This window comes from Nocardia brasiliensis IFM 10847 (assembly GCF_000710915.1).
Lineage (GTDB): Bacteria > Actinomycetota > Actinomycetes > Mycobacteriales > Mycobacteriaceae > Nocardia > Nocardia brasiliensis_A.
Genome location: NZ_BAUA01000196.1, coordinates 74,250 through 97,983 on the forward strand (window position 1 = coordinate 74,250; position 23,734 = coordinate 97,983).

Consider the following 23,734-nt stretch of genomic DNA (forward strand, 5'->3'; position numbering starts at 1 on the left):
ACTCTCAAATCGGTTGCTCGTCTTGGGGGTACTGCACGCGGCCGAGGCTGGTGATGTGGGCGCCGCCCGGCGCGTTGCGCACCGCACCGCCCTTGCCGATGCCGAAGAACTTGCCGGTGGAACGCATCGCGGCGAGATCGTAGAGCCAGGTCGCGGCGACCGGGATGAGGAACTCGCGAAAAGTGAAGACGTAGAAGTCGTCCGCGAGTTTCCAGGTTGTCGCCAGGTCGACGTCGCCGTGGCCGCGTTGTTCGCCGATCAGGCACTGCCAGCAGTAGCGTTCGGAACTCAGATAGAGATGTTCGTAGAGATGGTGGGGGCTGTATCGGTAGAGGGCCCGCCATCCGACGAGGTCGCGGGTCGGTCCGGGCACCGCACCGCTCGGGACGCGGCCGTCGCCGGGATCCACGACACCGGCCAGGAAGCGCTGAGACACCTGCGGGACACCGGGTGTCGGCTGCTCGGCGATGGTCGACTCGATCGTCACCGTCCGTGCGGTCGGCAGGTGCACCACCGTGACCTCGCTGACGTGCGGCCGGTCCGCGAAGGTCTGATCGAGGAAGAACACCTCGGGACAGACCTCGATCGCCTGATACCAGTCGGTGCCGGACTGGGCGCCGCGCGTCCACTGCACCTGATCCGCTGAGCGGAAACGCAATTCGCTCCGCGTCTCGTCGGACCGGTGCAGCGACCAGGACCGACCGGTGAGCCGGTCGGTCGGTGGTATCCGGTTGCCGTCGATTCCGGCGGCGAAATCGTCCATCCCCTTCCATTCCGCCGGGACGGCCGGATCCGTTACAGCAGTGGAGTTCTCGGTCATCGGTGTCTCCTCAATCGTGGGGCGCGAACGCGATCGTGGGCAGGTCGACCGCGGCGGCGCCGGCATCGGCGACCACGACCGAACCCGTCATCGCAGCGGCATCGGCGGACAGCAGGAACGCGACGATGGTGGCGATCTCCGCGGGTTCCACCGGCCTGCCCAGCGGGGTGTCCCGGGTGACCAGCCGGTAGGCGGCTTCCCGATCGATACCGCGTTGCGCGGCAAGCACATCCATCTGCTCGTCGGCCATCGCGGTGCGTACCCAACCCGGGCACAGCGCGTTTACCCGGACGCCGTCGCGTCCGTAATCGCGCGCGAGGGACCGGGTGAGTCCGATCAACGCGTGTTTGGCGGTGACGTAGCCGGCCACCGCGGGTCCGGCGAACAACCCGGCCAGTGACGACACGACGACGACCGAGCCGCCTTGCGCGCGCAGGTGCGGCAGCGCGGTGCGCACGGTCACGAACGCGGTGGTGACATTGGTCCGCATGCCGAGTTCCCAGTCCTGGTCGCCGATCTCGGCGACCGTGCCGAGACCGTGCCCGCCCGCGTTGGCGACCACCAGGTCGAGTCGGTCGAAGTGCGTTACGGCGGCGTCCACCATGCGCTCGACGTCGGCGGTGTCGGCGGCGTCGCCCGCGACGACCAGTGCGGCGTCATCCAATTCGGCCGCCACTGCCGCTAGTGGTTCGCGCCGCCGTCCGGCCAGCACCACCGCCGCCCCCTCGGCGACTAGCCGGCGCGCCGTGGCCGCCCCGATGCCGGTGCCGCCACCGGTGACGAGGGCGACCTGGCCCGCCAAACGTTTCGTCATGTCCATGCGAAATCTCCGAATCGCTGTAGTCCGGCCGACCGTAACCAGCACCACCCGGCCGCTTCGAGAGCTGCGCGGCGCGGGTGTTCTGGCGGACAAGGACTGTGCACGCAGGGACAAGGGATCTCGTGCCCCGGTGCCGGAAGCTGGTTCGCACATTCGACGACAGGAACGCGATCGTGACCGCCAATGACACCGAAGAGCGTGAACCGGCAACCCGGCCGAGCACCGCGAAGACCGCATCGACCGGTGTGCCGCCGGTGCTGCGGCGGATGCTGCACGCCGAGTCCAACAGTGTCCTGCTGGCCACCATCGCGCTGGTGGTGTTCATCGGCATCCTGCATCCGGACTTCCTGAGCGCGGGCCAGATTCGTGATGTCCTGCAGACCTCGGTGTACGTCGCGCTGCTGGCGGCGGGGATGGCCTTCCTGCTGGCGATGCGGGAGATCGACCTGTCGGTGGGCGCCGGATTCGGGTTGAGCCTGATCACCGCGGCGGTGCTGATGCGCTCCGGGATCAATCCGTGGCTGGCCGCCGGCGCCGCGATCGCGTTCGGTGCGCTGCTCGGCTTGGCGAATGCGCTTGTCGTCCAGGTGATCGCGATTCCGGCGATCGTGGCGACCTTGGCGACGATGCAGGTCTATCGCGGCCTGGCGGCGGCGTGGAGCAACGGGCAGCAGGTGAACGGATTGCCCTTGCGTAGTTCGTTTTTCACGATCGTCGGGGGGAACTGGTTCGGCCTGCCGGTCAGCGTCTGGGTGTTGCTGGTGGTCACCGCCGTGCTCACCGTCGTGCTGCGCTTGACGCCGTTCGGCTATCGGGTCCGGTCCATCGGTTCGAACCCGGAAGCCGCCGCCTTCTCGGGCATCTCGACGGCTCGCACCCGGCTGCTGGTGCTGATGGGCGTCGGTGCGCTGTGCGGGCTGGCCGGCGTGCTGGGCTTGGCGTTCTTCACCTCGGGCGACCCGAATGTCGGCACGGGGTTCGAACTACAGGCCATCGCGGCCGCGGTGATCGGCGGGACACCGCTGCGCGGTGGCAGCGCGACGGTGGTCGGCGCGGTCGCGGGCGCCGTGCTGCTGAGCGTGGTGGCCAGCGGCCTGGTCTATTTCGACATCCCCGTCAACTGGAGTGCGTTCGCCAGCGGCGTCGTCGTGCTGGTTGCGGTGGCCATCGACAGCCTGCTGCGCAGCCGCCGGCGCGCCAAACGGTCCGAATTCGGGCGGTAGAGCACATTTTTCGAAGGAAGAGAGATCGTGATGAATCGATCGAACAAGTGGTTGCGCGGCGCGGTCGCGGGCTGCGCGCTGGTACTGGTGGCCTGCGGCAGTGGCGGCGGCACGGGTGACGGCCCGAAGAGCGGCACGCTGCGCATGGCCTTCGTCTACGCCACCACCTCGCAGAATCCTTTCCAGGAGATGGCATTGGGAGCCGCGGCCGGGGCGGCCGATGCCGGAGACGTGGACCTGACCGAGACCGCACCCCCGTCGATCAATGGGCCGCAGCAGGTTTCGCAGTTCCAGGCCGCGGTGCGTACCGCTCGCGACGGCATCGCGATGGAAACGCTGACCCCGGATCTGTTCGTGCGCCCGCTCCAGCAGGCCGCCGCCGCGGGGGTGCCGCTGGCCACCGTCGACACCGTGCCGCCGGTCGGCGCGGACGTCGGACTGTACGTCGGCAACGACAACACCGAGCTCGGTCGCAGTCTGGCCATGGAGATCATCAAGCACATTCCGGTGGGTACTACCGGTGAGGTGGTGCTCGGCAACGACATTCCCGGATTGACCCTGTTGAGTCAGCGCTTGGACGGCATGAAAGCCGTACTGCAAGAGCAGCGTCCGACATTGACCGTGCTCGGGCCGTTCGACACCGGTTCCGAGCCCACGGACAACTACAACAAATGGAACAACACGGTGAAAGCGCATCCGGACGCGATCGCCTACCTCGGGGCCGGCGCCTCCGACGCGGTGTCGCTGTCGTTGATCCAGAAGAACACCGGTCGCCGGATGCTGGTCGGATCCTGTGATCCCGACGCGCAGGCGCTGGTCGGGGTGAAAGACGGCTACGTCGCCGCGCTCGCCTCGCCGGAGCACTGGCTCAAGGGTTACCTCGCGATCCGGTTGCTCGCCGAACACGCGCGCAGCGGGAAACCGCTGACGCAGGGCTGGTGGAATCCGGGCGGGCTGATCGTCAACGCCGCGAACATCGACGAGATCATCGCGCGCCAGCAGAGCGAGGAGAGCAGACGGCAGTGGTTCGCCGACGCGGCCGCGCGCCAGCTCGCCGACCCCGGCAGCTATCTGCGTCCGCTGGCGGACGCGAAATGACCGCTGCGGCAATGCTCGAGGTCCGTGGCGTCGGCAAGGCCTACGGCGGGGTCACCGCCCTGCGCGAGGCCGAGCTGACCGTGCGCGAGGGCACCGTGCACGCGCTGCTCGGAGAGAACGGTGCGGGGAAGTCGACATTGATCAAAGTCGTGTCGGGTGCGGTGGCGCCCGATCAGGGCAACCTGCGCCTCGGCGGGCGTGCGGTGTCGTTCAGCTCGACCGCCCAGGCCGCCCGGCACGGCGTGGCGGTGGTGTCCCAGGAATTGAATCTCTTCCCGGATCTCGATGTGCTGGCCAATCTGTATCCGATGCGCGAGCCGACCCGAGGACCGTTCCGGCACCGGGCCGCGATGGTCGCGCGCGCCGAACCGGTGCTGGCGCAGCTGGGTCTCGACGTCGATGTCCGCCGTGCGCTCGGCACCCTGTCCCTGGCACAGCGGCAGCTGGTGGAGATCGCCAAGGCGCTGATCGCGCAGCCGCGCGTGCTGATCCTGGACGAACCGACCTCGGCACTGGACGAGGCGGGCACCCGTCGACTGCTGAATATTGTTCGGGTACTTCGCGAACGCCGGGTCGCGGTGGTGTTCGTGTCACACATCCTGGAGGAGGTGATGGCGCTGTGCGACGAGATCACCGTGCTGCGCGACGGCCGCACCGTGCTCTCGGCGGTACCGCGCGCGGAGCTGGACCTGGCGCAGGTGGTGACGGCCATGCTCGGCGAGCGCGGCAGCGCCGCAGCCGAAGTGGCGGTGCCGCGCCCGTCCGGACCGGTGCGCGGTGCGCTGCGCGTGCAGGGCGTGGCCGTGCCCGGCCGGTTGCGCGGCCTCGAATTCACTGCCGCGCCAGGGGAGATCGTCGGTATCGCGGGGCTGGTCGGTTCGGGTCACACCGCGGTCATCGACGTCATTGCGGGGTTGTGCGCACCCAGTGCCGGGCGGATCACGCTCCCGGACGGTCGATCCGGACCGTCGGACCTGCGTGCGGCGATCGCCGCCGGGGTGGCGTTGGTATCCGGCGACCGGCGGCGGCTCGGGCTGATGCTGGACAAGCCGGTGTGGGAGAACTTGGCCCAGGTCCGATCGGTGGCGTTGGGCCGCGACGGTGCCCTGCTGACGCCCGGCATGTTGCGGGCGCGCGCCCGGGAACTGGTGCGACGGCTGCGGATTCGTACCGCCGACGTCGATCTGGCCTGTGGGTTGCTCTCGGGTGGAAACCAGCAGAAGGTCGTGCTGGCGAAATGGCTGGCGGCCGAGCCGTCGGTACTGTTGCTCGACGATCCCACGCGCGGCGTGGACGTCGGCGGCAAGGCGGATCTGCACGCCCTGCTGCGCACCGCGGCCGCGACGACGGTGGTGCTGCTCTGCTCGACGGACCTCGATGAGCTTGCGGCCCTGTGCGATCGGGTGCTGGTGCTGTATCGCGGGCGCTTGTGCGCGACGCTCGAGGGCGACCGGATCGATCAGCACACCCTGCTGCACGCCATGAATACCGGTGCGGTCTGACCCTGCCCGCGGCGAAATCGTATATGATCGTTACTCGCCGGTGCCGCATCATCGAGGAGGGCACATGTCAGTGGCGATGCCGCCGCGGTGGCCGCGGGTGGATCGATTCGACAGTTTCCGCGACGCCGTCTCCCACACCTTCGTGCCCCTGCAGGTGGAACGCGTCGGACGCGAACCGTTCGACGGCCGATTGCGCAGTGTGGCACTGGGTTCGCTGCAGGTGACCGAGATCGGCGCCACCCCGCACGTGGTGCGCCGGACCGCCGCGTTGATCGCACGGTCCGATCCGGAATGCTACAAACTGGGCGTGCAGTTGCAAGGAGCCTGCCTGCTGACTCAGGACGACCGGGAAACCCGTTTGGCGGAGGGCGATTTCGCGATCTACGACACGAGTCGCCCGTACGCGATGGCGTTCGATGGACCCTACCGCCAACTCGTGCTGATGCTGCCGCGGCGGTCGCTGTGCCTGCCCGAGAATCGGATCGCCGCGGTCACCGCGCGCCGAGTACCCGGCGACGACGGTGCGGGCGCGCTGTTGTCGATGCTGCTGCGTGAGCTGGCCGACCACCTGGACGAGGTCGCCGGACCGGCCGAAACCCGTTTGGCGGACAATATCGTCGATCTGCTCGTCACCGTTCTCGGCGCCCGGCTCGATCTGCTCGCGGCGACCCGGTCCGTGGTACGACGTCCGCTCACCGCCCAGCTCATGTCCTATATCGAAGGGCATCTCGGCGACGGAGATCTCGCGCCGCAGCGCATCGCTTCCGCGCACTTCATCTCGACCCGCTACTTGCACAAGCTCTTTCACGAGCAGTCGACCACCGTCGCGGGCTGGATCCGGGAGCGGCGGCTGGAACGCTGCCGCCGCGATCTGCGCGACCCGCTGCGGCGTGACCGCTCGATCGCCGCGATTGCCGCGCGCTGGGGTTTCCCCGACGCCGCGCATTTCAGCCGGACCTTCCGCGCGGCGTACGGGCTCAGTCCGCACGAGTACCGGTGCGCGCAACGCGCGCAACCGGTCTCGTCACCCGTTGTGCCTCACGATTCCTGAACGGGATCGGGTAGCTGCCAGCGGTCCGGCCGCGGCCGCAGATAGATCAGGTAGTAGGCGCAGCCGAGCAGCATCGCGGCGACCGCGACCACCATCTGCTGCCAGGACGCGTCGATGACGCTGTAGCCCGCGTAGCCCATGGCGGCGACGACCACGATCGGCGGCAGCGGCCACAGCGGCATGCGGTAGCCGCCGGACGCCGGGCGACTGCGCACCCGGAACGCGGCCAGCGCGACGAACAGATACACCAGGACCAGTCCGGCGCCGGTAGCGGTGATCAGCCAGGACAGCGGCAGCACGGCCGCCGCGACGGCGGCCGCCGCACCCACCGTGATAGTCGCGAGCGCGGGCGTATGCCACCGCGGGTGCACGCTGCCCAGTGCCCGATCGATCGGGTCGGGCCAGCTGCGGTCGCGCGCCGAGGCGAAGAGCAGCCGCGAGATCTGCAAGATGATCGCGATCACCGCGTTCACGATCGCTATGGCGATACCGATGCTGACCAGCGTGTTCACCGTGGCTCCGCCGCGAGCGGTGAGGAAATGGTTCATTGGGGCCGCACTGCTGAGCAATTCGGTCAGCGAGGGTGCGCCGAGCACGACGGCCGCGAGCGGCACGATCTCGATGGCGACGGTCGCGGCCAGGCAGATCATGATCACGCGGCCGATGGTGCGCTTGGCGTCCTTGGTCTCCTCCGCGTAATAGACCGCTGCGCCGTAGCCGTTGTAGCCGAACAGCGCGACCGGAACGAGAGCGATCAAGGCGCCGATGCCGATTTGCGTCTGGACGCCCTCGGCCAGGGTGGTCGCGTGCCACCACTGCGACGGTCCGCGTTCGATGTTGCTGAAGCCGAGGAAGGCCAGCACCGCGATCGCCGCGATCTCGACGCACAGGAAAACGCCGGTGACCCAGGCATTCGCCTTGATGTCGAGGATCGCGATGCCGGTCGTCACCACGATGACGCCGATGCCGACCCATTTGCCGCCGAGCTGGGGTACCGCGACGCCGAGGTAGTCACCGGTGCCCAGGGCGATGACCGCGATGATCAGCACCCCGTTCACCAGTGTGAGCGCGAACAGCGCGAACCCGATGGGGCGGCCGAGTAGTCTTGCGGCCCAGGTGTATTCGCCGCCGGTGATCGGGAAGGTGGTGGCCAGCTCGGCGTAACAGAGGCCGATGAACACCGAAGCCACCGCCGCGATCGCCAGGGTCAGCACCGATGCGCCGCCCGCCGCCAGCAAGATCGCCGGAATGATGATGAACACGCTGGACGCGGGGGTGACCGCGGACAGCGTGATCAGGATGTTCTCGCCCATGCCGAGCGCTCGGGAGAGCTGCTGGCGGTAGCGCGGGTGTCGATGGTCGTCGTCGGCGGTGTGGCCGGTGGTCTGGGTCGCCATGGCCGGTCCTTTCTTTGATGTACCGTCAAAGAATGACCTAAAGTTGCTGTGGAGATCTGATTTTCATGGTTTTGCAAAGTTGATTTAGCATCAGTGCCGAGAAAACAGGAGGGGTGAATGGCACGCCGGAAGGATCAGGAGCAGGCGCGTCGGGTGATTCTCGACGCGGCGCTCACCGCGGTGTCCGATCGCGGCGTCGGCAAGCTCAAGATCCGTGAGGTTGCCGAAACCGCGGGGGTATCACCCGCGACGGTGCACTACTACTTCGACGATCTCGACAACCTGTTGCGCGAGGTGCATCGCGAGGCCAGCGACCGGTTCTTCGGCGGCAGGCTGGCCATGGTCGCGCGGATCGGCGATGCGCGCGCGAAGATCGGCGCGCTGATCTGGGCGGGCCTGCCCGCCTCGGACGCCGACGAACTGGTGGTCGCGCTGTACCGGTTGGCCGCCTATCGCAGCGTCGCCGCCGAACACGGAGATCGGATCACCGCACTGTTCGAACAGCAGGTCGCGGTGTACCTGAGCGCGTTGGAGGTGGGTATCGCACAGGGGCACTTCACGATCGATGCGCCCGTCCTCGATGTCGCGGCGAATCTGGTCGCGCTGGAGGACGCCTATGGCCTGCACATCGTCAGCCGGAACCGGTCGATCACGAAAAACCGTGCCGCCGAACTGATCTGCTCCTACGCGCGGACAGCCACGGGCTGCGCCGACATCACCACACCCGAAGGATGAGCCGATGACCGAGCTGCACTCGTTCGCCCCGGACGGACGCCCGCGGGCCCGGGCCCTCGGCATCGCCCCCGAGGGTGAACCGGGACCGTGGAACGCCATCACCGACGTGCCCGGTGTGGCGGTGGGGTATCAGACCTTGATCGCCGGCGAGGGGCCGATGCGGGTGGGCGCGGGTCCGGTCCGCACCGGCGTGACGGCGGTGCTGCCGCGCGGCCGGTCCGGTCTCGGTCGGCCGTGCGCCGCGGGCCGCTACTCGCTCAACGGGAACGGCGAAATGACCGGCACCGCATGGATCGACGAGGTGGGGCAGCTGGCTATGCCCGTCACGATCTCCAACACCCATGCCATCGGGGCGTGTCACACCGGGGCGATCCAGTGGATCAACCAGACCGATCCGGCGCTGGCCCGGCAGTGGCTGCTGCCCGTCTGCGCCGAAACCTGGGACGGCTATCTCAATGACATCAACGGCGGTCATGTCACGCCGGAAAACGTTGTCGCCGCATTGGATTCGGCCCGCAGCGCGCCGCTGGACGAAGGCTCGGTCGGCGGCGGCACCGGAATGAACTGCTACGGGTTCAAAGGGGGCAGCGGCACCGCGTCGAGACGGGTCGAGTTCGGGGCGCACACGTACACCGTCGGTGTGTTCCTCCAGGCGAATTTCGGTGCGCGCCGAGAACTGACGATCCGGGGGCACCGCGTCGGCGCGGAGCTCGACGTGCCCAACCCGATGGAAACGACGGACTGGGGTGTCGCACCCGATCAATCGCCGGCTGCGCCAGGCGGTTCGGGTTCGGTCATCGTCGTCGTCGCGACCGATGCGCCGTTGGATCCGTTGCAGTGCACCGCGATGGCCCGCCGGGTGCCGTTCGGGCTGGCCCGCACCGGTACCACCGGCAGCCTGTTCTCCGGCGACCTGTTTCTCGCCTTCTCCACGGCGGACGACCGCCCGGCGGACACGGGATTTCCGCTCGGCGAGCCCACCGCCGCCGAACTCGTCACCACCGCCAGGCTGCCCTGGAACCGGATGGACCCCGTGTACACCGCGGTGGTCCAAGCGGTCGAGGAAGCCGTCCTGAACGCGCTCGTCGTGAACAGCGCCATGACCGGGCGGGACGGTCATCGGTCGCACGCTCTCCCACACGACCAGCTGAAGGCTCTGCTGGCCAACGGTTTCCGGTGATCAGCGGCCTGCCGCGGTCAGCCGGTGGTCGGCTTCCAGGAGCATCCAGGCACTCAGCTGGACCGAGAGGTCGCGGCTGAGGTTCGCCGGGGTGTCGGCGGGGGAGTACATGAGCTGGGGAAAGGTCTGCGGGTGTCGGGGCACCGGGACGGGACGGGTCCAGTCGACGCCGAACAAGGGCAATCCGTCGACCTCGGCACGGTGCCGCCACGCGGAGTGCGCGGAGGCGTGCACGATCTGCGCGGCGGTGGTGTCGCCCAGCGCTAGTGCGGCTTCGGCGAGGTATCTGGCGAGGATGCCCATGAACAACCCGGAGTCGTCGTCGGCGGAGGCGGCGATCACCCCGGCGGTCGTGAGCCGGTCCGCGACCGCGCCGATGAGGTCGGTGGCGCGCCGTAGATGTTTCGATTCGCCGGTGCGCGTCGCTAATTCGGTTTCCAGGCCGATGGCGACACCCTGGCAGTAGGTGTGGATGGTGCGCTCCACCCGGCCATCTGGCTCGTGCACGCCGTCCAGGATCAATCCGCTGCCGGTGTCGCGCAATCGGGTGTCCAGGAAGTCGGCGAGCTGTGCGGCGCGCGACAGTTCGCCCAAGCGGGCCAACGCGATACCGGCCGGGCCGATCGCCGGGGTGTTGTAGTACTCGTCGTCGTTGCGCCACGGCAGCGCGCCCACCGCGGGATTCCAGCCTGCGATCAGGTCCCCGGCCAATTCCGGGACGGCATTGTCGAACCGGACGCCGAGCAGCCGGTCGGCGCGTTCGAGAGCCAGTGCGAGCCAAGACATATCGTCGTAGTAGCGGTTGGTCCAGCCGGTGAGATTGCGGGCCCGGATGCCCCGGGCCAGCGCGAGCACCCGGTCGACGCGTTCGGGGGTGCGGGCGCGGTCGGCGGCATCCACCGCACAGTCCAGCAGGTGGGCCTGCCACCAGTAGCACCAGCGCGCGAACGACTGATCCAGCAGGGACGAGGGCCAGACGAGCGTGCCCAGACGCAGGTGCGGGTGACCCCAGAGGGTGCGCACATGCCGCTGCACGATCGCCTGTTCCGCCAGATCCGCGCGCTGGGCAGGTGATTCGGGGCCGCTGGACACGTTCCCGCTGATCGCCACCGCCCGCGTCGGCGGCGTCACGGTGGTGAGCGCGATCGAGGCGCCTGCCGCCAGCAGCACCCTGCGCCTGCTGATCCCCGCATGCCGGCGATCCATCCGCTCGGACTCCCTCGACAACCATCGCCGCGGCCGGCGCCACCCGCCCCGCACTCCAACTCTTCCCGCTCCATGAGATCAGAGCGGAGCAGCGTGCGAGTCGTGCCCAGAACGAACATTCCGCAAACAGTTTCCGCCGCTCGGCCAGCCCCCAATTACCGCTGCTGGGCAGTGGGGACCGTGTTGGGCACAATGTGGCCGGTGAACGCACCGCATATCGATCCCGCCGTAGCCGCCGCGGGTCCTGGCCGATCACCGCGCGTATGGGTGCCGGAAGCGGCGGGGGAGAACCGGCTGGCGCTCGCGGCGATCACGGATGGGCTACTGGTCTTCTTCGTGGCTTTGGCGTTGGCGGTGCGGGTCTTTCACGCGTCCGCGGGTGTCGCGGAGTTCGTGCCGGTGTTCCTCCCGTGCCTGTTCGGGGTGTCGTTTGTCAACCATGTGGTCGGCACGCTGGTCTTTCGGGCGAGTACGGCCAAACTGCTCTTCGGCATGCGGGTGCTGCGCTGGAAGGACGGCCGTCGTCCACGCCTGTGGCAGACGGTGTTCCGATGGTTGTTCGGTTTCGTCGTGATCGTGGCCCAGTTCCTGCTCGAAGGCGCGAGCGTGGGCCAGGCCTGCGGTCTGCGCACCGTGCGCCGGCGCGACGAGCGGCGGTGGGAGGCGGCGTGAGCGGGTGCTCAGGGCAGGTCGGAAAACCGGACTTCGTGGGCCACGGCGGTGACGTGCAGGCCGTCGGCGCCCGGCTGGATGGCCGTCAGACGGGCGCCGAGCGGTAGCCGCTGCAGCGGCACGGTGAAGGTGAGCGTGCTGCGCAGCATCGCCAGGGAGATGGTCGGACCGCCGACCGCGGACTGCACGGACACCGGGGTGACCTCGATGCCGCCGTCGGTCGGCGCCACCGTCACGACCACCGTTGCGGGCACCGGGATGCCATCCACCGGGAACGTCCCGGTGACGCGCAGGCCCTCGGGACTGTAGGAGATCGACTCCACACCAGATGGCGCGAAGCCGCGCACGGCGTCGTACGGCACCACCGCGGTCGCGGTAGCGGTCGCCGCAACGAAATTCGAAGTGCGGCTTTGCAGTACGTCACTCAGCGGCGCGGCGACATCGACCAGCGTGATATCGAGATCGTGCACCGTCAGGCCCTGTCCGCTCCAGTCGCCGACCCGGATATCGATCTCGCGGTAGGTGCCGTCGACGGCCTGGGTCAGGAAGGGAAAACCCGTGATATCGACGTTCGGTTGCCGCCCCAGCTGGTATTCCGCGGCGATCTGACGCCCGATCTCGTTCTGCGCCACGGTGACCGCGACCCGGTCCCCGACCAGCAGCGCGATCGCCGCGACCACGATCAGAATCAGCAGTCCGCGCATGTACTCACCCGTTCGCCCATCCCACCATCATGCTGTGCGGGCGAGCGGGTGCAAGCCGCCAGGCGATCTACGCCGCATGCGGCTCGCGCCGGATTAGGGTTCGATTAGAGGGCTCTTAAGATCCTGCCGCCACGGCAAACTGCTGGTTATCGTCGATGTCATGACCGACAAGACGCGATGGACCGCGGGAGCCGGGGCGGCCCTGCTGCTGGCCGGTGCGGTGGGATTCTCGCTGACGCATTCGGCAGCACGGGCGGATCCGATCGAGCCGCTCGTCGTCACGGGGGAGCTGAGCTTCGAGGGCGGGACCCCGCCGGAACGCTCCGTGATCACGGTTCGACTGGCGGATGTCTCACTGATGGACGCGCCGTCGGTCGAACTGACCCGGCAAGAACTCACCGGTGCGCAACCCGCTCGCTTCGAACTGCGCACCGACCGCGCCGGTGCCGATGCCCGCCGCACGCTCGCCGTGTCGGCGGACGTCTATGTCGACGGCAAGCTGCGCTGGATCACCGATACGCGCAATACGGTGCCCAGCGAAGCTCCGGTGCCCACCCTGCACCTTTCCCTCATCGCGGTGCCGTAACCGGACCGCTCACGCGAACTTGCCCGGGTTCGCCGCGACTGCCCGGCGCAGGGTGGGGCGGGCGGCTCGGTAGGCGGTGACTACCGAGGCCAGCTCATGCGGGCTGGCGCCGTGCATGATCACCGAGTGACAGCCCAGGTCGAGTTCGCGCGAGATCTTCTGCACGCACTGCTCGGGGGAGCCGTATGCGGCCGAGGCGAGCCACTCGTCGGGAATGAGGGCATCGAACTGTTCGAGGACCTCGACCGAGGCGGACGCGTCGATCGGGCCCGCCGCCGCCGCGTCGAGGTAGAGCTGGGTGCCGCGGATTCGCTCCCAGATCTGCGGATCCCAGCCGTTGGCGGTGATGAGCACGTCGGCGTAAGCCTGCAGATATGTCACCAAACGGCCGGTCCGTCTGCGCAATTGGTCCGCCGGGGAGAGCGCGTCGCTCGCGGTCGCCAGACACGACCAGATCCGGACGCTGTCCGGGTCCTTGCCCGCCCGTTCCGCGCCACGGCGCACCGCCGCAACGGATTTGGTGGTGGCCTCGTCGGAGAAGAAGGTGTGCAGCACCACGAAATCGCCGATCTCGCCGGCGAGTTCGAGCGTCTTGGGGCCGACGGCGACGAAGCCGATCGGCGGAGCCTCGTCGAGGCCGTTCTGGTGGTAGAGGACAGGCCAGGACCCGGCCGGGCCGTCGTGCCCGATGATGGTCTCGCCCGCCCAGAGTCGGCGCAGCAGTCCGACGAAGTCCCGCAACTGGGCCTCGGTCACCGCGGGCAGGCCGATCGCTTTCCAGTTCGCCGCCATGCCGCGGCCGAAGGCCATGGCGTAGCGGCCCTCGGTGATGGCCTGCATGGTGGAGCCGATGGTGGCGGTGACCATCGGATGCCGGGTGTGGTGATTCGTGGCTGCCGCCGCGATCCCCAGATCGGTGGTGCACCCGGCGAGTCCGCCCGAGAGCACCGCGGAGTCCTTGACCGTCATCCGCTCACCGATCATGCACGAGCCCAGGCCCAATTCCTCTGCCGCGCGGGCTTCCGGGAACAGGACCCGGGCATCGGCGGGATGCCGGGTGATGCAGTAGTACGCCAATTCATTGAGTTGTTCGATCACGAGAGTGCGCTCCCCAGCAGGATTGTCGTGCGGCGGTGCTCAGGCGCCGAGTTCGGCGAGCAGTTCTTCGACCAGCGAGCGATGATGCAGCAGCGACTCGATGTCGTCGGGCCGCGCCATCTCGCCGAAATGGATCTGCCGACCGCCCGAACGCAGAAAGACGACGCAGTAGTTGAGCGCGGCGAACAGCGTGTACCAGGTGAGATCGCCGAGCGGCCGGCCCGCGCACGCGGCGTAGGTCGCCACGACGTCGGCTTCGCGGAAGAAGTCCGGCATGCCCGGGAGGCCGAAAGTCTGCGCGATCGTCTGAAAGACACGGTGCGCGAACACGAGCCAGGCCACATCGAGTTCGCGGGGACCGATCGTCGCCAGTTCCCAGTCGAGCACCGCGGCGGGCACGAAATCCCGGTAGAGGCAGTTGCCGATGCGCGCGTCGCCCCAGGACAGCACGTCGTCGCCGGGCGTGGTCTCGGGAAGGTTCGCGGTGAGCCACACCAGGATTCGCTCGACCAGTGGCGACGGTCCGGTGTCGCGCGCCGCGAACTCATACCACCCGCGAGCGCGGTTCAGGGTGCGCTCGAGCGAGCTGGTGCCCGGCTGTGCAGGGGTGAGGAAGCCGAAGACGGTGCGCGCGTCGGGAATGGCGTGCAGCGCGGCGAGCGCCTCGATCGTGCTGTGCTGCAGTCGGTGCTGCTGTTCGGGGCTCGCGTCGAACAGCCAGTTGCCGCCGAAGGTGTAGGGCATGACGTCCGGGGGCACCACACCGTCCACGCGATCCATCAGCAGGAAGGGCGTGCCCAGTACCGCACCGGTCGCCTCGATGAAGCGCACCCGCGGCACCGGCACATCGCTCGTCTCGGCGACCAGGCGCATGGCGTCGAACTGGGCTTGCAGATCGTAGTGCTCCAGGATGGGGAAATCGCCCGGGGTGGGCACCATCCGGCCGATCAAGTCGACGGTTCGCGGGGCACCGGCTTCGGTCCAGATCGCGTTGAGTACCAGGGTTTCTGCCGACATGCCGTTGCTGTCGATGCCGGAGCGCAGGGTGAGTCGCGGCCCGGCCGCCTCGGGCAGTTGGGTGGCCAGCCATTCGGTGAGGCGCGGGATCAGCGCGCTGGTGTCGCGGCTGCTGCGTTGCAGCCGCATGCCCGATTCGGGCTGGGATGAAGACATCGACCACTCCTGACAAGGTTGCGAAGCTGCGGTAACCATCGGCCGCGCCGTTTCGGGGTGTCAACAGGTGTTCTCGATGAGCGGGAGTGGGTGTGGACGGCTCGCCGTGCCGGGGACAGGGGTCAACGGCTAGTGTCGGGGCCGGGATTGGTTCTGCTCGAAAGATGGTCTGCGTGAACAGCGTTGTCAGCGTGTCGGCCCGCCGGGTCGAAAGTGCCTGCCCGAGGGGCGGTTCGGTGGAGTGCTCGGTCGGTGGCCGAGGGGGTCAGGGGTGAGCGGTATCGGCAGGCGCCGGTTCATGGTCGGCGTCTCCGGCGCCGCCGGTGTGCTCGCCGCCGGATTCGGTGTCGCCGCAACCGCCGGGTCGCGTTCGCCCGCGCAGTCCGGCGACCACGAGGAAAAGACCGATACGCGTGCTGTTTCCAGTCCCGAGCTGAGCACCTTCTTCGCGACGGCCATGGTGGGCAACGCCGTCGAGGTCGACAGCGAAAGCGACGGCGATCTGTGGGTGAGTTGCTGGGCCGACGACGACAACCTCTATTCGGTCAACGGTGACGGCAGCGGGTTCGCGGACGGGCCGCGGCACGACATCGTGGTCAACCGGATCAGCGGAGATCCCAAGAGCGGGTTCACCGGTGAGGTGCTGGCGGTCGCCGACGAGGTCGGCGCGATCTGGGGCGATCCCGCGCACTACAACCGGAAGCCGACCGGGATCGTCTGCGTGGACGGGCGGCTCTATCTCGCGATCCAGGATCTACGGCTGGGGCCAGGGGATATCGCGTTCAACGACGCGCCGGACGCCAGTGTTTCGTGGTCGGACGATCACGGGCGGACCTGGCACCGGACCCAGCAGCCGATGTTCACCGGCGGGGTCTTCACCACCGTCTTCTTTCTCGACTTCGGACGTGACTCCGGCGATGCCGCAACGGCATTGGGCGCGGAGGCGGCCCGCTACGTCTATGCGTACGGCTTGGACGGCAATTGGCGCGGATCGTTCACCGCGACGGTGGCCGACCCGTTCGACCTGTATCTGGCGCGTGCGCCGAAAGAGGCCGTCGAGCAACGCAACCGCTGGGAGTTCTTCGCCGGTCTCGACGGTGACAAACCGCGGTGGAGCAAACAGCTGACCGACCGGCGCGCGGTGCTGCGGGACACCCGGCGGCAGTATCCGACTCTGCGCAACTACCGGGAGTGGCCGCACAACCTCTCGGTGATCTCGCAGGGCGGGGTGGTGTACGTCAAACCGCTGAAACGGTATCTGTACACCTCCTGGACCGAGTACACCTACGAGTTCTACGAAGCGCCCACGCCGTGGGGCCCTTGGAAGCTGTTCCTCACCAAGGACTTCGGCGGCTATCCGTGGTTCGGCCGGGGCCCCGGCTGCCCCGGTCCGAAGAACGGCGGTTACGCCACCACCATCCCGTCGAAGTTCATCGCGGCCGACGGGACGTCGATGTGGGTGCAGTCGAACTGGTGGGTGGGCAGCGCGGGCGGCGATACCGCCTACAGCTTCAACCTCCGCAAGATGACGTTGCTGCCGTACCGCGCACAGGCGCCGGCGAATCAGCCCGACCCGCGCGACAACCTGGCCTACACCGGCGCCGCGGTCACGCCCATCGAGAAATCCGCGCACTTCGGCCACACCGAGTACTACAACGACGGTGATTTCACCAAGAGCGAGAACAGCTTCGACCAGGAGAACAAGGACCTCGACTTCTGGGGTTTCACCTGGTCCGAGCCGTACCTGATGAACCAGGTGGTCTACACGACCGGTGAGATGTTCGACGACGGCGGCTGGTTCGCCGCAGGCCTGCGCGTCCAGGTGCGCCAGGACTTCCGCTGGATCGACGTCCAGAACACCAAGATCGAGCCCCGCTACCCGTACACCGCCTCGACCGGTGCCTTCACGACCTACACCTTCAACTTCGCGACCACCTCCGGCGACGGCATCCGCATCATCGGAAAACCAGGCGGCAGCGCCTATTTCACCTCGATCGCAGAACTCGAGGTCTACTACCGGTAGCGTCGGCCACTCACCTCGCGGCCAGCTGGAACAATTCGACGAGGTTGCCTGCGGGGTCCTGCACGAGGACCTGGCGGCCGCCGGGCACGGGCGTCTCGCCGTCCGGCATCGGACGCGCGCCCGAACTGGTGGGGCCGGACAGCAGTAGCCGCAGCGCGCCACGGATGACGTCGGTGAAAGCGGGGGCGGCATCGTGGTTGACGGTGAAGCCCAAGTGGGTGGTGTAGAACTCGGTGGCCGCGGCTACGTCGTCGACGATGTAGCGGACACTGGCAAGGGTGGTCATGCTGGTTCCTCGGGATGGGGGGCGAGGGTGGGCAGTAGGTAGCGGATGCGGGTGTCGAGTTCGGTGGTGATGCGGCGGAATTCGAGGTAGTCGGCCGTCGCGGGGTCGGCGGTGCTCCAGTGCGTGCTGGTGGTCGCGGGAATGTTGTGCGGGTACTCGCGAACCTTGTCGCACAGCGTGATGACGTGGTCGAAATGCCTGCCCGCCACGGTGGTCAGGGATCTGGGCCGCGGCTCCACGGTGTCGATGCGGTAGTCCTCGTGCAGGATTCGTCTCGTGTAGGGATGGAACTCGGGCTTGGGATGGCTGCCCGCGGACGCGATCCGCACTCGTCTGTCGCAGTGGCGGCGCAACAGAGCGGCGGCGATGGGCGAGCGGGCACTGTTGCCGGTGCAGAGGAACAGCACCGACCCCGCTGTGGGCTCATGGCCGGTCGCTGACGTCGCCAGTGCGGGATGCAGTGCGGCGGCCGCCGCGCCGAATGCGGCGGCGCACCGGGACAGGTCGAGCCGGTAATACGTGTCGCGCCCGTCGAAAGTGCTGCGACGCGTGCCCACGAACCCGGCCGAGCGCAACTGCCGCAGGTGATACGACACCAGATTCTGTGGTTCTCCGACGAGGTCGACGAGCTCGCGGACTCGATGGTCCCCTCGAGCGAGCGCGGTCAACAGCGCCCAGCGCAAGGGATGAGCGGCGGTGCGGAACAGCGCCGGAAGCTCCGGTCGCTCGAGCGACCTCATGGTTATAGAATACATCAAACCAAATTGATGCATCCACCGCCCGCCGACCCGCGATCGCCAACCGGCGAGAGGAGGCTTCATGGCCGAAAACGCCTCGGCTGAAACAGGTTCGGCGCAGCGACTGGCGCGCCGCCTCGGGCTCGGGGATGCGATCGTGATCGGGCTCGGGGCGATGATCGGTGCGGGTATCTTCGGTGCGCTGGGTCCGGCGGCGCGGGCCGGGGGAGCGGGGATGCTGATCGGGCTCGCGGTCGCGGCGGTGGTCGCCTTCTGCAACGCGATTTCTTCGGCGCGGCTGGCTGTTCGGTATCCGGCGTCCGGGGGGACGTACGTGTACGGGCGGGAGCGGTTGGGGCCGTTCTGGGGTTACCTCGCGGGCTGGAGTTTCGTGGTGGGCAAGTCTGCATCCTGTGCGGCGATGGCACTGACTGCCGGAATCTACCTGTGGCCCGCGCACGCCCATGCGGTCGCGGTCGTCGCGGTGGCGACGCTGACCGCGGTCAACTATCGCGGTGTGCGGAAATCGGCGTTGCTGACCCGGGTCATCGTGGTCGTGGTGCTGCTCGTGCTCGCGGTGGTGGTCGTCACCGCTTTCGGTTCGAACCGAATAGATTGGCAGCGAATGCAGTTCGGCGGTGCGCTCACCGCTACGGGTGTGCTGCAAGCGGCCGGTCTGCTCTTCTTCGCCTTCGCCGGGTACGCGCGCATCGCCACGCTCGGTGAGGAGGTCCGTGACCCGGCCCGCACGATTCCGCGCGCGATACCGCTGGCGCTCGGCTGCACGCTCGTCGTGTACGCGTCGGTCGCGGTGGCCGCGCTGGGCGTACTCGGGCCGGATCGGTTGGCGACGGCAGCGGCGCCGCTCATTGCACTGGTGCAGGCGGCGGGGGCCGGGTGGCTGGCCCCGGTGGTGCGCGCGGGCGCCGCCGTCGCGGCCTTGGGCGCACTGTTGGCGTTGATCCTCGGCGTCTCCCGCACCACCTTGGCCATGGCTCGCGACCACCACCTGCCGCGCTCCCTTGCCGTCGTGCACCCGCGATTCGGGGTTCCGCATCGCGCCGAGGTGGTGGTCGGCGTGCTCGTCGCGGTGTCCGCCGCCACCGCCGATCTGCGCGCCGTGATCGGGTTCTCCTCCTTCGGCGTGCTGCTCTACTACGCCATCGCGAATGTGTCGGCCTGGACCCTGTCCCGCGACGAAAACCGGCCACCCCGAGTGATTCCCGCGACGGGGTTGCTCGGCTGTCTGGTCTTGGCGGGCACCTTGCCGGCCGAGTCCATCGTCACCGGGGCGGGCGTCATCGCCGCGGGCGCGATCCTCTACCTCGTCCGCTTGCTGCGCAATAGGTCGCTCAATCGGGATAGAGATGAGTGACCGGGAGTCGGTGGTCGGTGTGCAGGCGGGCGGCCACGAGTGCGCGATGGCAGGCCTGCGGATCGTGTTCGACGCAGAACAGCGCCGTCGTGCGGTCGCTCGGGAGGTCTGCCACGAGGGCGGCGAGGTCGAACGGGTCGAGTATCTCCCGGGTGTAGCGCGCGGAGTACTCGGCTGCCAACCGCACGCGGTTACGCTTGCCGACGCCCGTCAGATCGTCTGCGCGGTATTGGAGTTCGCGTAGTTCGGTCGTCGGTGCCAGCCCTTTGACGTGGCGGTACTCGATGCCCGCCGTGGCGAGCGCGTGCTGCAGGCGGGCCGAGTTCGCCCAGGCGTACTCCGGCCCGCGGACACCGCGGCGCTGGCGCAGGTCGAGCAGTAGTCCGACGCCCTCGTCGGTGAGCGCCGCGAGGAAAGTCTCGACGGTGCCGCCGTAGACGCCGATCGTCGCTATGTGTTTCATCGCAGCCTTTCGACGGCGGCGGTGGGCACGGTCGTTCCGGCCCACCGCCGTGGTGCTTACGGGAGCAGAGTCGGCTGGTCCACGGCCCACAACCAGGACCCGTCCGGCTGGCGGCGCGCGACCTCGGCGGCGATCTCGCCGGTGGTCAGGGTGGTCGTCGTCAGTGCCAGATCGCCGCTCACCAGTGCCGGGTGCTGCCTGCCCGGGGAGAGTACCGGCGCGGCGGCCACGAACTGCTCGTAGACCTTGCGGATCTCCGCGTGTCCGGTCGCGAAGTGGCCCGGCGGGAATTCCAGTACCGCGTTCGGCTCGTACAGCGCCACCAGTCCGTCGACATCGCCCGCGTTGGCGCGCTCGATGAAGTATTTGCCCAGGTCGTTGGGCTCGGTGGCCACTTTGTTGTTCGTCATACCGACTACACTCTCAGCGAATCACGACATCTTGTGTCGGGTATTTCTGCGAAGGTTCTTCTATGCGTGCCGATCGGCTGGTCTCTCTGGTGCTGCTCCTGCGCCGGCACGGCAGGCTGTCCGCGACCGCGCTCGCCCGCGAACTGGAGGTCTCCACCCGGACCGTGCTGCGCGATATCGAGGCACTGTCCGCGGCAGGCGTGCCCGTGTACGCCGAACGTGGCAGGCACGGTGGGTTCGCCTTGCTACCGGGCTTCCGAACCGAGCTCACCGGCCTGAACCACGACGAGGCGCTGGCCCTCCTGGTGGCCGGATCACGGCCTGGCGCACAGGCTTTCGGACTCGGCTCGGCACTCGCCTCGGCGATGCGCAAGGTGGTCGACGCGCTACCCGAGAGCCATCGGGTGACTGCGGCGGGTGCGGCCGAACGATTGCTGATCGATCCGGACACCGATCTCCTGTCGCGGCGTACGACGCCGGAGGCGGTGCCCGATGCGGTGGTGCGGGAGGTCCGGCGGGCAGTGTTCGCCGGGCACAAGTTGCGCATCCACTACGCGGCGGTGGATCAAGAGCCGTCCTGGCGCACGGTGGACCCCATCGGCTTGGTCACCGTGCGCGATCAGGCCTACTTGCTGGCCACCCGGTCCGGCGCGGACCGCACCTACCGCCTGTCCCGGATCTTGGCCGCCGAGGAGTTGCCCGAGCCTGCGCGGCGACCGGACCGGGTCGATCTGGATCAGGCTTGGCAGGAACGCGGCACGCGGTTTCGCGCCGGCGGCGACCAGGTGACGGTGCGGGTCCGGGTACATCCCGCGCGGCGCGCGGAGTTGGTCGGCACCGCGCTGGCCGTGCACGCGGAGACCACGGACGCGGACGACTGGTCGCGGCTGGAAGTGACCTTCCAGGACGCGAGACACGCCGAATGGGCGCTCTGGCAATCGGCAACGAACGCGGAAGTCCTCGCCCCCCAGTGGCTGCGCACCGTACTGCGCGACCGCGCAGCCGAACTGGCCGCCCGCTATGACAGCCCGCCGCTTGACCTCGACACAGGTTGAGCTTTTAGCGTCGAATCCGACGATAGGAGTTCGACAATGGCAACCTTGGTAACCGGTGCAACCGGAAACACCGGCAGGCATGTCGTGGCAGAGCTGGTGCGCCGCGGTGAGCGCGTCCGCGCGTTGTCGCGCAATCCCGCTGCGGCGCAGATGTTCTCGCCGGCACTGGAGGTGGTGGCGGGCACGCACACCGCCCCCGAGACGCTCGATGCCGCTTTGGCGGGCATCGAGCGCTTGCACATCACCGTGACGGCCGGCCTGGCCGAAGTCGGTCCGGAACTCGTGCGCAAAGCAGTGCTGGCGGGGGTGCAGCGGATCACCGTGGTGTGGGGCGGCGCGGTCGGGTCTGTCGAGCAAGCCGTCGCGGATTCGGGTGTGGCATGGACGCGGCTGGAACCCCAGGAGTTCATGTCGAATACGTTGGCCTGGCGGGACTCGGTGGTCGACGAAGGTGTCGTGCGAGAGCCGTACGATTCTCCCAGCGCTCTGGTGCACGAGGCCGATATCGGCGCGGTGGCCGCGGTCGCGTTGCTCGAGGACGGCCACGCAGGGCGCGCCTACAACCTCACCGGGCCGGAATCGCTTACGCCGCAAGAACGTATCGCGATCCTGTCCCGTGCGGTCGGGCGCGATATCGGCTTCGTGCGGATCGGTCACGAGCAGGCCATCGAACGACTGATGGCTACCGGGGTGTCGCGCGCCGATGCCGAATACGTGATCGGCTGGTACGCCACGGCGGATGCCGCCTCGACAACCGTCGTCGACACCGTCGCCCGGGTAACCGGCCGCCCGGCACGGACTTTCGCGCAGTGGGTGGACGAGCATGCGGCACGATTCCGATCCGGCGGAACCGATCGCGCGGCGGCGTCGTGAGTGGAATCGGCTACGTACGGCCCTTGTAAGACGTACGGCCGTACGTATAGTATTTCGCCCATGATGACGGCGGTTGCGGTGAAGAAACAGATCTCCGAGCTGGGTGGGGCGTTCATGCTTTCCCGGGAGGTCAAGGAATTCGGCAGTGCCATCGAGGTGAGCGGGTTCCACGGTCCGTACACGCGCGGTCGCGGCGGCGTGCTCGGCGAGGTGGACGCGGACGTGGTCGCCGCGGCGTTCGGCTTCTTCGCGCCGGAGCGGGTCCGGTCGGCTTGGGAGTCGACGCCGATCGCCGCTGCCGAAGCGGCACAGGCGTATTCGGCCGCCTGCCAGGACTTCGGTCGCCGAAAGCTCGCCTCGTTCGAGGGCGCGGACCGGTTGGCGGCACTGCTGGAGCGGGTGGCCGCCGCGGCGTCGCCGGCCGGGTTGCCGTTGTTCGCGGGCTGGCGGGCGATGCCGCTGCCCGCGGACGGGCTCGGCCGGGCCACGCTGCTGCTGCACGTGGTGCGCGAACTGCGGGGCGGGTTGCACTTCATCGCGGTGACAGCGTGCGGGCTGACGCCGTTGGAGGCGATTCTGGTCTCCGGGTCGCCGATGCTCGACGGCGGTGACCAGGCTCGTCTGCTCGGCTGGCCCGAACCGTTCGAGGCGCCGACGCCGGAGCAGCGCGAGCGCTGGGAAGCTGCGGAAGCCTTGACCGACAAGCTGATTCAGCCGTGCTTCGAGGTGCTCGCCGAGTCCGAGCAGCAGGAACTCGGTGCGCTGCTGACCGACGCGCACCGCGCCGCGTTCACCCGCGAATCGTCTGTTCGACAGTAGGTCCCTACCCCCGTTCGGGGGTTACCGCGGAGTGACCCACATCACTATGGTCCTCTCACCCCGCGCCTGGACTGGCGGCGCAGGGGATGAAATGAGGACCGCATGAAAAGACTGTCGCCACAACAGGCAACGATGACGACGACCGGCACGAGCATGCGCCGGGTGGCCGTCGCGAGCTGTATCGGCACCACCATCGAATTCTACGATTTCTTCATCTACGGGACCGCCGCGGCGCTCGTCTTTCCGAAGGTCTTCTTCCCGGCGCTCGGGTCGACGGCGGGCACGGTCGCCTCGTTCGCGACGTTCGCCGTGGCGTTCATCGCACGCCCGGTGGGCGCCATGATCTTCGGGCATTTCGGCGACCGCATCGGCCGCAAGAAGACCCTCGTCTCCACCCTGTTGCTGATGGGCATCTCCACGCTGCTGAT

At 68.4% G+C, this 23,734-nt stretch carries 25 protein-coding genes; 14 read left to right on the forward strand and 11 right to left on the reverse strand.

What is annotated here, in order from left to right; all coding sequences use genetic code 11:
* Positions 1-4: 4 nt before the first annotated feature.
* Positions 5-820 carry a MoaF C-terminal domain-containing protein gene (locus tag NBRGI_RS38935; RefSeq protein ID WP_051728368.1) on the reverse strand — a complete coding sequence of 272 codons (816 nt, stop codon included), beginning with the start codon at positions 818-820 and terminating at the stop codon, positions 5-7.
* A 10-nt stretch (positions 821-830) separates the two neighbouring features.
* On the reverse strand, positions 831-1,640 hold the full coding sequence (locus tag NBRGI_RS38940) for an SDR family NAD(P)-dependent oxidoreductase (RefSeq protein WP_081878425.1): 810 nt from the start codon (positions 1,638-1,640) through the stop codon (positions 831-833).
* 173 nt (positions 1,641-1,813) lie between these two features.
* Here NBRGI_RS38940 and NBRGI_RS38945 point away from each other — a divergent pair, with 173 nt between their 5' ends.
* The 4 genes from NBRGI_RS38945 to NBRGI_RS38960 all read left to right on the forward strand — a co-directional run bounded on the left by NBRGI_RS38945 (position 1,814) and on the right by NBRGI_RS38960 (position 6,514).
* Positions 1,814-2,863 (forward strand): ABC transporter permease, encoded by a 1,050-nt coding sequence (locus tag NBRGI_RS38945; RefSeq protein WP_235211257.1) that lies wholly within the window; start codon positions 1,814-1,816, stop codon positions 2,861-2,863.
* A 30-nt stretch (positions 2,864-2,893) separates the two neighbouring features.
* Positions 2,894-3,961, forward strand: a complete 1,068-nt coding sequence (locus NBRGI_RS38950; protein ID WP_029902696.1) for a sugar ABC transporter substrate-binding protein — start codon at positions 2,894-2,896, stop codon at positions 3,959-3,961.
* Positions 3,958-5,463 carry a sugar ABC transporter ATP-binding protein gene (locus tag NBRGI_RS38955; RefSeq protein WP_029902698.1) on the forward strand — a complete coding sequence of 502 codons (1,506 nt, stop codon included), beginning with the start codon at positions 3,958-3,960 and terminating at the stop codon, positions 5,461-5,463. Before NBRGI_RS38950 ends, NBRGI_RS38955 begins: the two co-directional genes overlap by 4 nt.
* A 64-nt stretch (positions 5,464-5,527) precedes the next feature.
* Positions 5,528-6,514, forward strand: coding sequence for an AraC family transcriptional regulator (locus NBRGI_RS38960; RefSeq protein WP_029902700.1), 987 nt, complete (start codon positions 5,528-5,530; stop codon positions 6,512-6,514).
* Here NBRGI_RS38960 and NBRGI_RS38965 read toward each other — a convergent pair.
* Complete coding sequence (locus NBRGI_RS38965) at positions 6,502-7,911, reverse strand: APC family permease (RefSeq protein WP_051728371.1); 1,410 nt, start codon at positions 7,909-7,911, stop codon at positions 6,502-6,504. The two genes, NBRGI_RS38960 and NBRGI_RS38965, sit on opposite strands and share 13 nt — an antisense overlap.
* A gap of 117 nt (positions 7,912-8,028) precedes the next feature.
* Between NBRGI_RS38965 and NBRGI_RS38970 the strand changes: the two genes are divergently transcribed.
* Both NBRGI_RS38970 and NBRGI_RS38975 read left to right on the forward strand, forming a co-directional pair.
* Complete coding sequence (locus tag NBRGI_RS38970) at positions 8,029-8,646, forward strand: TetR/AcrR family transcriptional regulator (protein ID WP_029902704.1); 618 nt, start codon at positions 8,029-8,031, stop codon at positions 8,644-8,646.
* A 4-nt stretch (positions 8,647-8,650) separates the two neighbouring features.
* Entirely contained in the window at positions 8,651-9,826 is a 1,176-nt protein-coding gene (locus NBRGI_RS38975) for a DmpA family aminopeptidase (RefSeq protein ID WP_029902706.1), read from the forward strand.
* Here the strand turns inward: NBRGI_RS38975 and NBRGI_RS38980 are convergent, their stop codons facing one another.
* Positions 9,827-11,032: a glycoside hydrolase family 76 protein gene (locus NBRGI_RS38980; RefSeq protein ID WP_051728372.1), complete on the reverse strand. Its 1,206-nt coding sequence runs from the start codon at positions 11,030-11,032 to the stop codon at positions 9,827-9,829.
* A 201-nt stretch (positions 11,033-11,233) separates the two neighbouring features.
* On the opposite strand from NBRGI_RS38980, the gene NBRGI_RS46990 reads away from it, so the two are divergent.
* Positions 11,234-11,704, forward strand: coding sequence for an RDD family protein (locus NBRGI_RS46990; protein ID WP_158440001.1), 471 nt, complete (start codon positions 11,234-11,236; stop codon positions 11,702-11,704).
* An 8-nt stretch (positions 11,705-11,712) separates the two neighbouring features.
* Here NBRGI_RS46990 and NBRGI_RS38990 read toward each other — a convergent pair whose 3' ends face one another.
* A complete protein-coding gene (locus NBRGI_RS38990; RefSeq protein WP_029902712.1) occupies positions 11,713-12,408 on the reverse strand; it encodes an LmeA family phospholipid-binding protein in 696 nt (231 codons plus the stop codon).
* 160 nt (positions 12,409-12,568) lie between these two features.
* On the opposite strand from NBRGI_RS38990, the gene NBRGI_RS44665 reads away from it, so the two are divergent.
* Positions 12,569-12,994, forward strand: a complete 426-nt coding sequence (locus tag NBRGI_RS44665; RefSeq protein ID WP_051728374.1) for a YbaY family lipoprotein — start codon at positions 12,569-12,571, stop codon at positions 12,992-12,994.
* A 9-nt stretch (positions 12,995-13,003) separates the two neighbouring features.
* Here NBRGI_RS44665 and NBRGI_RS39000 read toward each other — a convergent pair whose 3' ends face one another.
* Both NBRGI_RS39000 and NBRGI_RS39005 read right to left on the reverse strand, forming a co-directional pair.
* Positions 13,004-14,089, reverse strand: a complete 1,086-nt coding sequence (locus NBRGI_RS39000; RefSeq protein WP_029902715.1) for a TIGR03857 family LLM class F420-dependent oxidoreductase — start codon at positions 14,087-14,089, stop codon at positions 13,004-13,006.
* A 42-nt stretch (positions 14,090-14,131) separates the two neighbouring features.
* Entirely contained in the window at positions 14,132-15,265 is a 1,134-nt protein-coding gene (locus tag NBRGI_RS39005) for a phosphotransferase family protein (RefSeq protein WP_029902717.1), read from the reverse strand.
* 271 nt (positions 15,266-15,536) lie between these two features.
* Here NBRGI_RS39005 and NBRGI_RS39010 point away from each other — a divergent pair, with 271 nt between their 5' ends.
* Positions 15,537-17,288 (forward strand): hypothetical protein, encoded by a 1,752-nt coding sequence (locus NBRGI_RS39010; protein ID WP_051728375.1) that lies wholly within the window; start codon positions 15,537-15,539, stop codon positions 17,286-17,288.
* 10 nt (positions 17,289-17,298) lie between these two features.
* Here the strand turns inward: NBRGI_RS39010 and NBRGI_RS39015 are convergent, their stop codons facing one another.
* Both NBRGI_RS39015 and NBRGI_RS39020 read right to left on the reverse strand, forming a co-directional pair.
* Positions 17,299-17,574, reverse strand: a complete 276-nt coding sequence (locus NBRGI_RS39015; protein ID WP_029902719.1) for a VOC family protein — start codon at positions 17,572-17,574, stop codon at positions 17,299-17,301.
* Positions 17,571-18,314 (reverse strand): arsenate reductase/protein-tyrosine-phosphatase family protein, encoded by a 744-nt coding sequence (locus tag NBRGI_RS39020; RefSeq protein ID WP_029902720.1) that lies wholly within the window; start codon positions 18,312-18,314, stop codon positions 17,571-17,573. The genes NBRGI_RS39015 and NBRGI_RS39020 overlap by 4 nt, the downstream gene beginning before the upstream one ends.
* Positions 18,315-18,393: 79 nt before the next feature.
* On the opposite strand from NBRGI_RS39020, the gene NBRGI_RS39025 reads away from it, so the two are divergent.
* Complete coding sequence (locus NBRGI_RS39025; RefSeq protein ID WP_029902721.1) at positions 18,394-19,686, forward strand: APC family permease; 1,293 nt, start codon at positions 18,394-18,396, stop codon at positions 19,684-19,686.
* Here the strand turns inward: NBRGI_RS39025 and NBRGI_RS39030 are convergent.
* Both NBRGI_RS39030 and NBRGI_RS39035 read right to left on the reverse strand, forming a co-directional pair.
* Positions 19,664-20,149 carry a DUF488 domain-containing protein gene (locus NBRGI_RS39030; RefSeq protein ID WP_029902722.1) on the reverse strand — a complete coding sequence of 162 codons (486 nt, stop codon included), beginning with the start codon at positions 20,147-20,149 and terminating at the stop codon, positions 19,664-19,666. The genes NBRGI_RS39025 and NBRGI_RS39030 overlap by 23 nt on opposite strands.
* A 56-nt stretch (positions 20,150-20,205) precedes the next feature.
* Complete coding sequence (locus NBRGI_RS39035) at positions 20,206-20,559, reverse strand: YybH family protein (RefSeq protein ID WP_029902724.1); 354 nt, start codon at positions 20,557-20,559, stop codon at positions 20,206-20,208.
* 62 nt (positions 20,560-20,621) lie between these two features.
* Between NBRGI_RS39035 and NBRGI_RS39040 the strand changes: the two genes are divergently transcribed.
* The 4 genes from NBRGI_RS39040 to NBRGI_RS39055 form a co-directional block, all read left to right on the forward strand.
* The gene (locus tag NBRGI_RS39040; protein WP_029902727.1) at positions 20,622-21,614 is read left to right on the forward strand and encodes a helix-turn-helix transcriptional regulator; all 993 of its coding nucleotides are present in this window, start codon (positions 20,622-20,624) and stop codon (positions 21,612-21,614) included.
* Between the two features lie 36 nt (positions 21,615-21,650).
* Positions 21,651-22,487, forward strand: a complete 837-nt coding sequence (locus tag NBRGI_RS39045; protein ID WP_029902729.1) for an NmrA family NAD(P)-binding protein — start codon at positions 21,651-21,653, stop codon at positions 22,485-22,487.
* Positions 22,488-22,547: 60 nt separating this feature from the next.
* Positions 22,548-23,306 carry an SCO6745 family protein gene (locus tag NBRGI_RS39050; RefSeq protein ID WP_029902731.1) on the forward strand — a complete coding sequence of 253 codons (759 nt, stop codon included), beginning with the start codon at positions 22,548-22,550 and terminating at the stop codon, positions 23,304-23,306.
* A gap of 102 nt (positions 23,307-23,408) precedes the next feature.
* Positions 23,409-23,734 (forward strand): MFS transporter (locus tag NBRGI_RS39055; RefSeq protein ID WP_148311128.1); only part of this gene is annotated, 326 nt, incomplete at its 3' end.

What these genes read in the sequence shown, in the direction of transcription:
- NBRGI_RS38950 (WP_029902696.1), top strand. Translation starts at nt 2,894, where the DNA reads ATGAATCGATCGAACAAGTGGTTGCGCGGCGCGGTCGCGGGCTGCGCG.
- NBRGI_RS38975 (WP_029902706.1), top strand. Translation starts at nt 8,651, where the DNA reads ATGACCGAGCTGCACTCGTTCGCCCCGGACGGACGCCCGCGGGCCCGG.
- NBRGI_RS38970 (WP_029902704.1), top strand. Translation starts at nt 8,029, where the DNA reads ATGGCACGCCGGAAGGATCAGGAGCAGGCGCGTCGGGTGATTCTCGAC.
- NBRGI_RS39040 (WP_029902727.1), top strand. Translation starts at nt 20,622, where the DNA reads ATGCGTGCCGATCGGCTGGTCTCTCTGGTGCTGCTCCTGCGCCGGCAC.
- NBRGI_RS38940 (WP_081878425.1), bottom strand. Translation starts at nt 1,640, where the DNA reads ATGGACATGACGAAACGTTTGGCGGGCCAGGTCGCCCTCGTCACCGGT.
- NBRGI_RS39015 (WP_029902719.1), bottom strand. Translation starts at nt 17,574, where the DNA reads ATGACCACCCTTGCCAGTGTCCGCTACATCGTCGACGACGTAGCCGCG.
- NBRGI_RS39005 (WP_029902717.1), bottom strand. Translation starts at nt 15,265, where the DNA reads ATGTCTTCATCCCAGCCCGAATCGGGCATGCGGCTGCAACGCAGCAGC.
- NBRGI_RS38935 (WP_051728368.1), bottom strand. Translation starts at nt 820, where the DNA reads ATGACCGAGAACTCCACTGCTGTAACGGATCCGGCCGTCCCGGCGGAA.
- NBRGI_RS39045 (WP_029902729.1), top strand. Translation starts at nt 21,651, where the DNA reads ATGGCAACCTTGGTAACCGGTGCAACCGGAAACACCGGCAGGCATGTC.
- NBRGI_RS39050 (WP_029902731.1), top strand. Translation starts at nt 22,548, where the DNA reads ATGATGACGGCGGTTGCGGTGAAGAAACAGATCTCCGAGCTGGGTGGG.
- NBRGI_RS38980 (WP_051728372.1), bottom strand. Translation starts at nt 11,032, where the DNA reads ATGGATCGCCGGCATGCGGGGATCAGCAGGCGCAGGGTGCTGCTGGCG.
- NBRGI_RS39020 (WP_029902720.1), bottom strand. Translation starts at nt 18,314, where the DNA reads ATGAGGTCGCTCGAGCGACCGGAGCTTCCGGCGCTGTTCCGCACCGCC.
- NBRGI_RS38990 (WP_029902712.1), bottom strand. Translation starts at nt 12,408, where the DNA reads ATGCGCGGACTGCTGATTCTGATCGTGGTCGCGGCGATCGCGCTGCTG.
- NBRGI_RS38960 (WP_029902700.1), top strand. Translation starts at nt 5,528, where the DNA reads ATGTCAGTGGCGATGCCGCCGCGGTGGCCGCGGGTGGATCGATTCGAC.
- NBRGI_RS38955 (WP_029902698.1), top strand. Translation starts at nt 3,958, where the DNA reads ATGACCGCTGCGGCAATGCTCGAGGTCCGTGGCGTCGGCAAGGCCTAC.
- NBRGI_RS39030 (WP_029902722.1), bottom strand. Translation starts at nt 20,149, where the DNA reads ATGAAACACATAGCGACGATCGGCGTCTACGGCGGCACCGTCGAGACT.
- NBRGI_RS39025 (WP_029902721.1), top strand. Translation starts at nt 18,394, where the DNA reads ATGGCCGAAAACGCCTCGGCTGAAACAGGTTCGGCGCAGCGACTGGCG.
- NBRGI_RS44665 (WP_051728374.1), top strand. Translation starts at nt 12,569, where the DNA reads ATGACCGACAAGACGCGATGGACCGCGGGAGCCGGGGCGGCCCTGCTG.
- NBRGI_RS38965 (WP_051728371.1), bottom strand. Translation starts at nt 7,911, where the DNA reads ATGGCGACCCAGACCACCGGCCACACCGCCGACGACGACCATCGACAC.
- NBRGI_RS39035 (WP_029902724.1), bottom strand. Translation starts at nt 20,559, where the DNA reads ATGACGAACAACAAAGTGGCCACCGAGCCCAACGACCTGGGCAAATAC.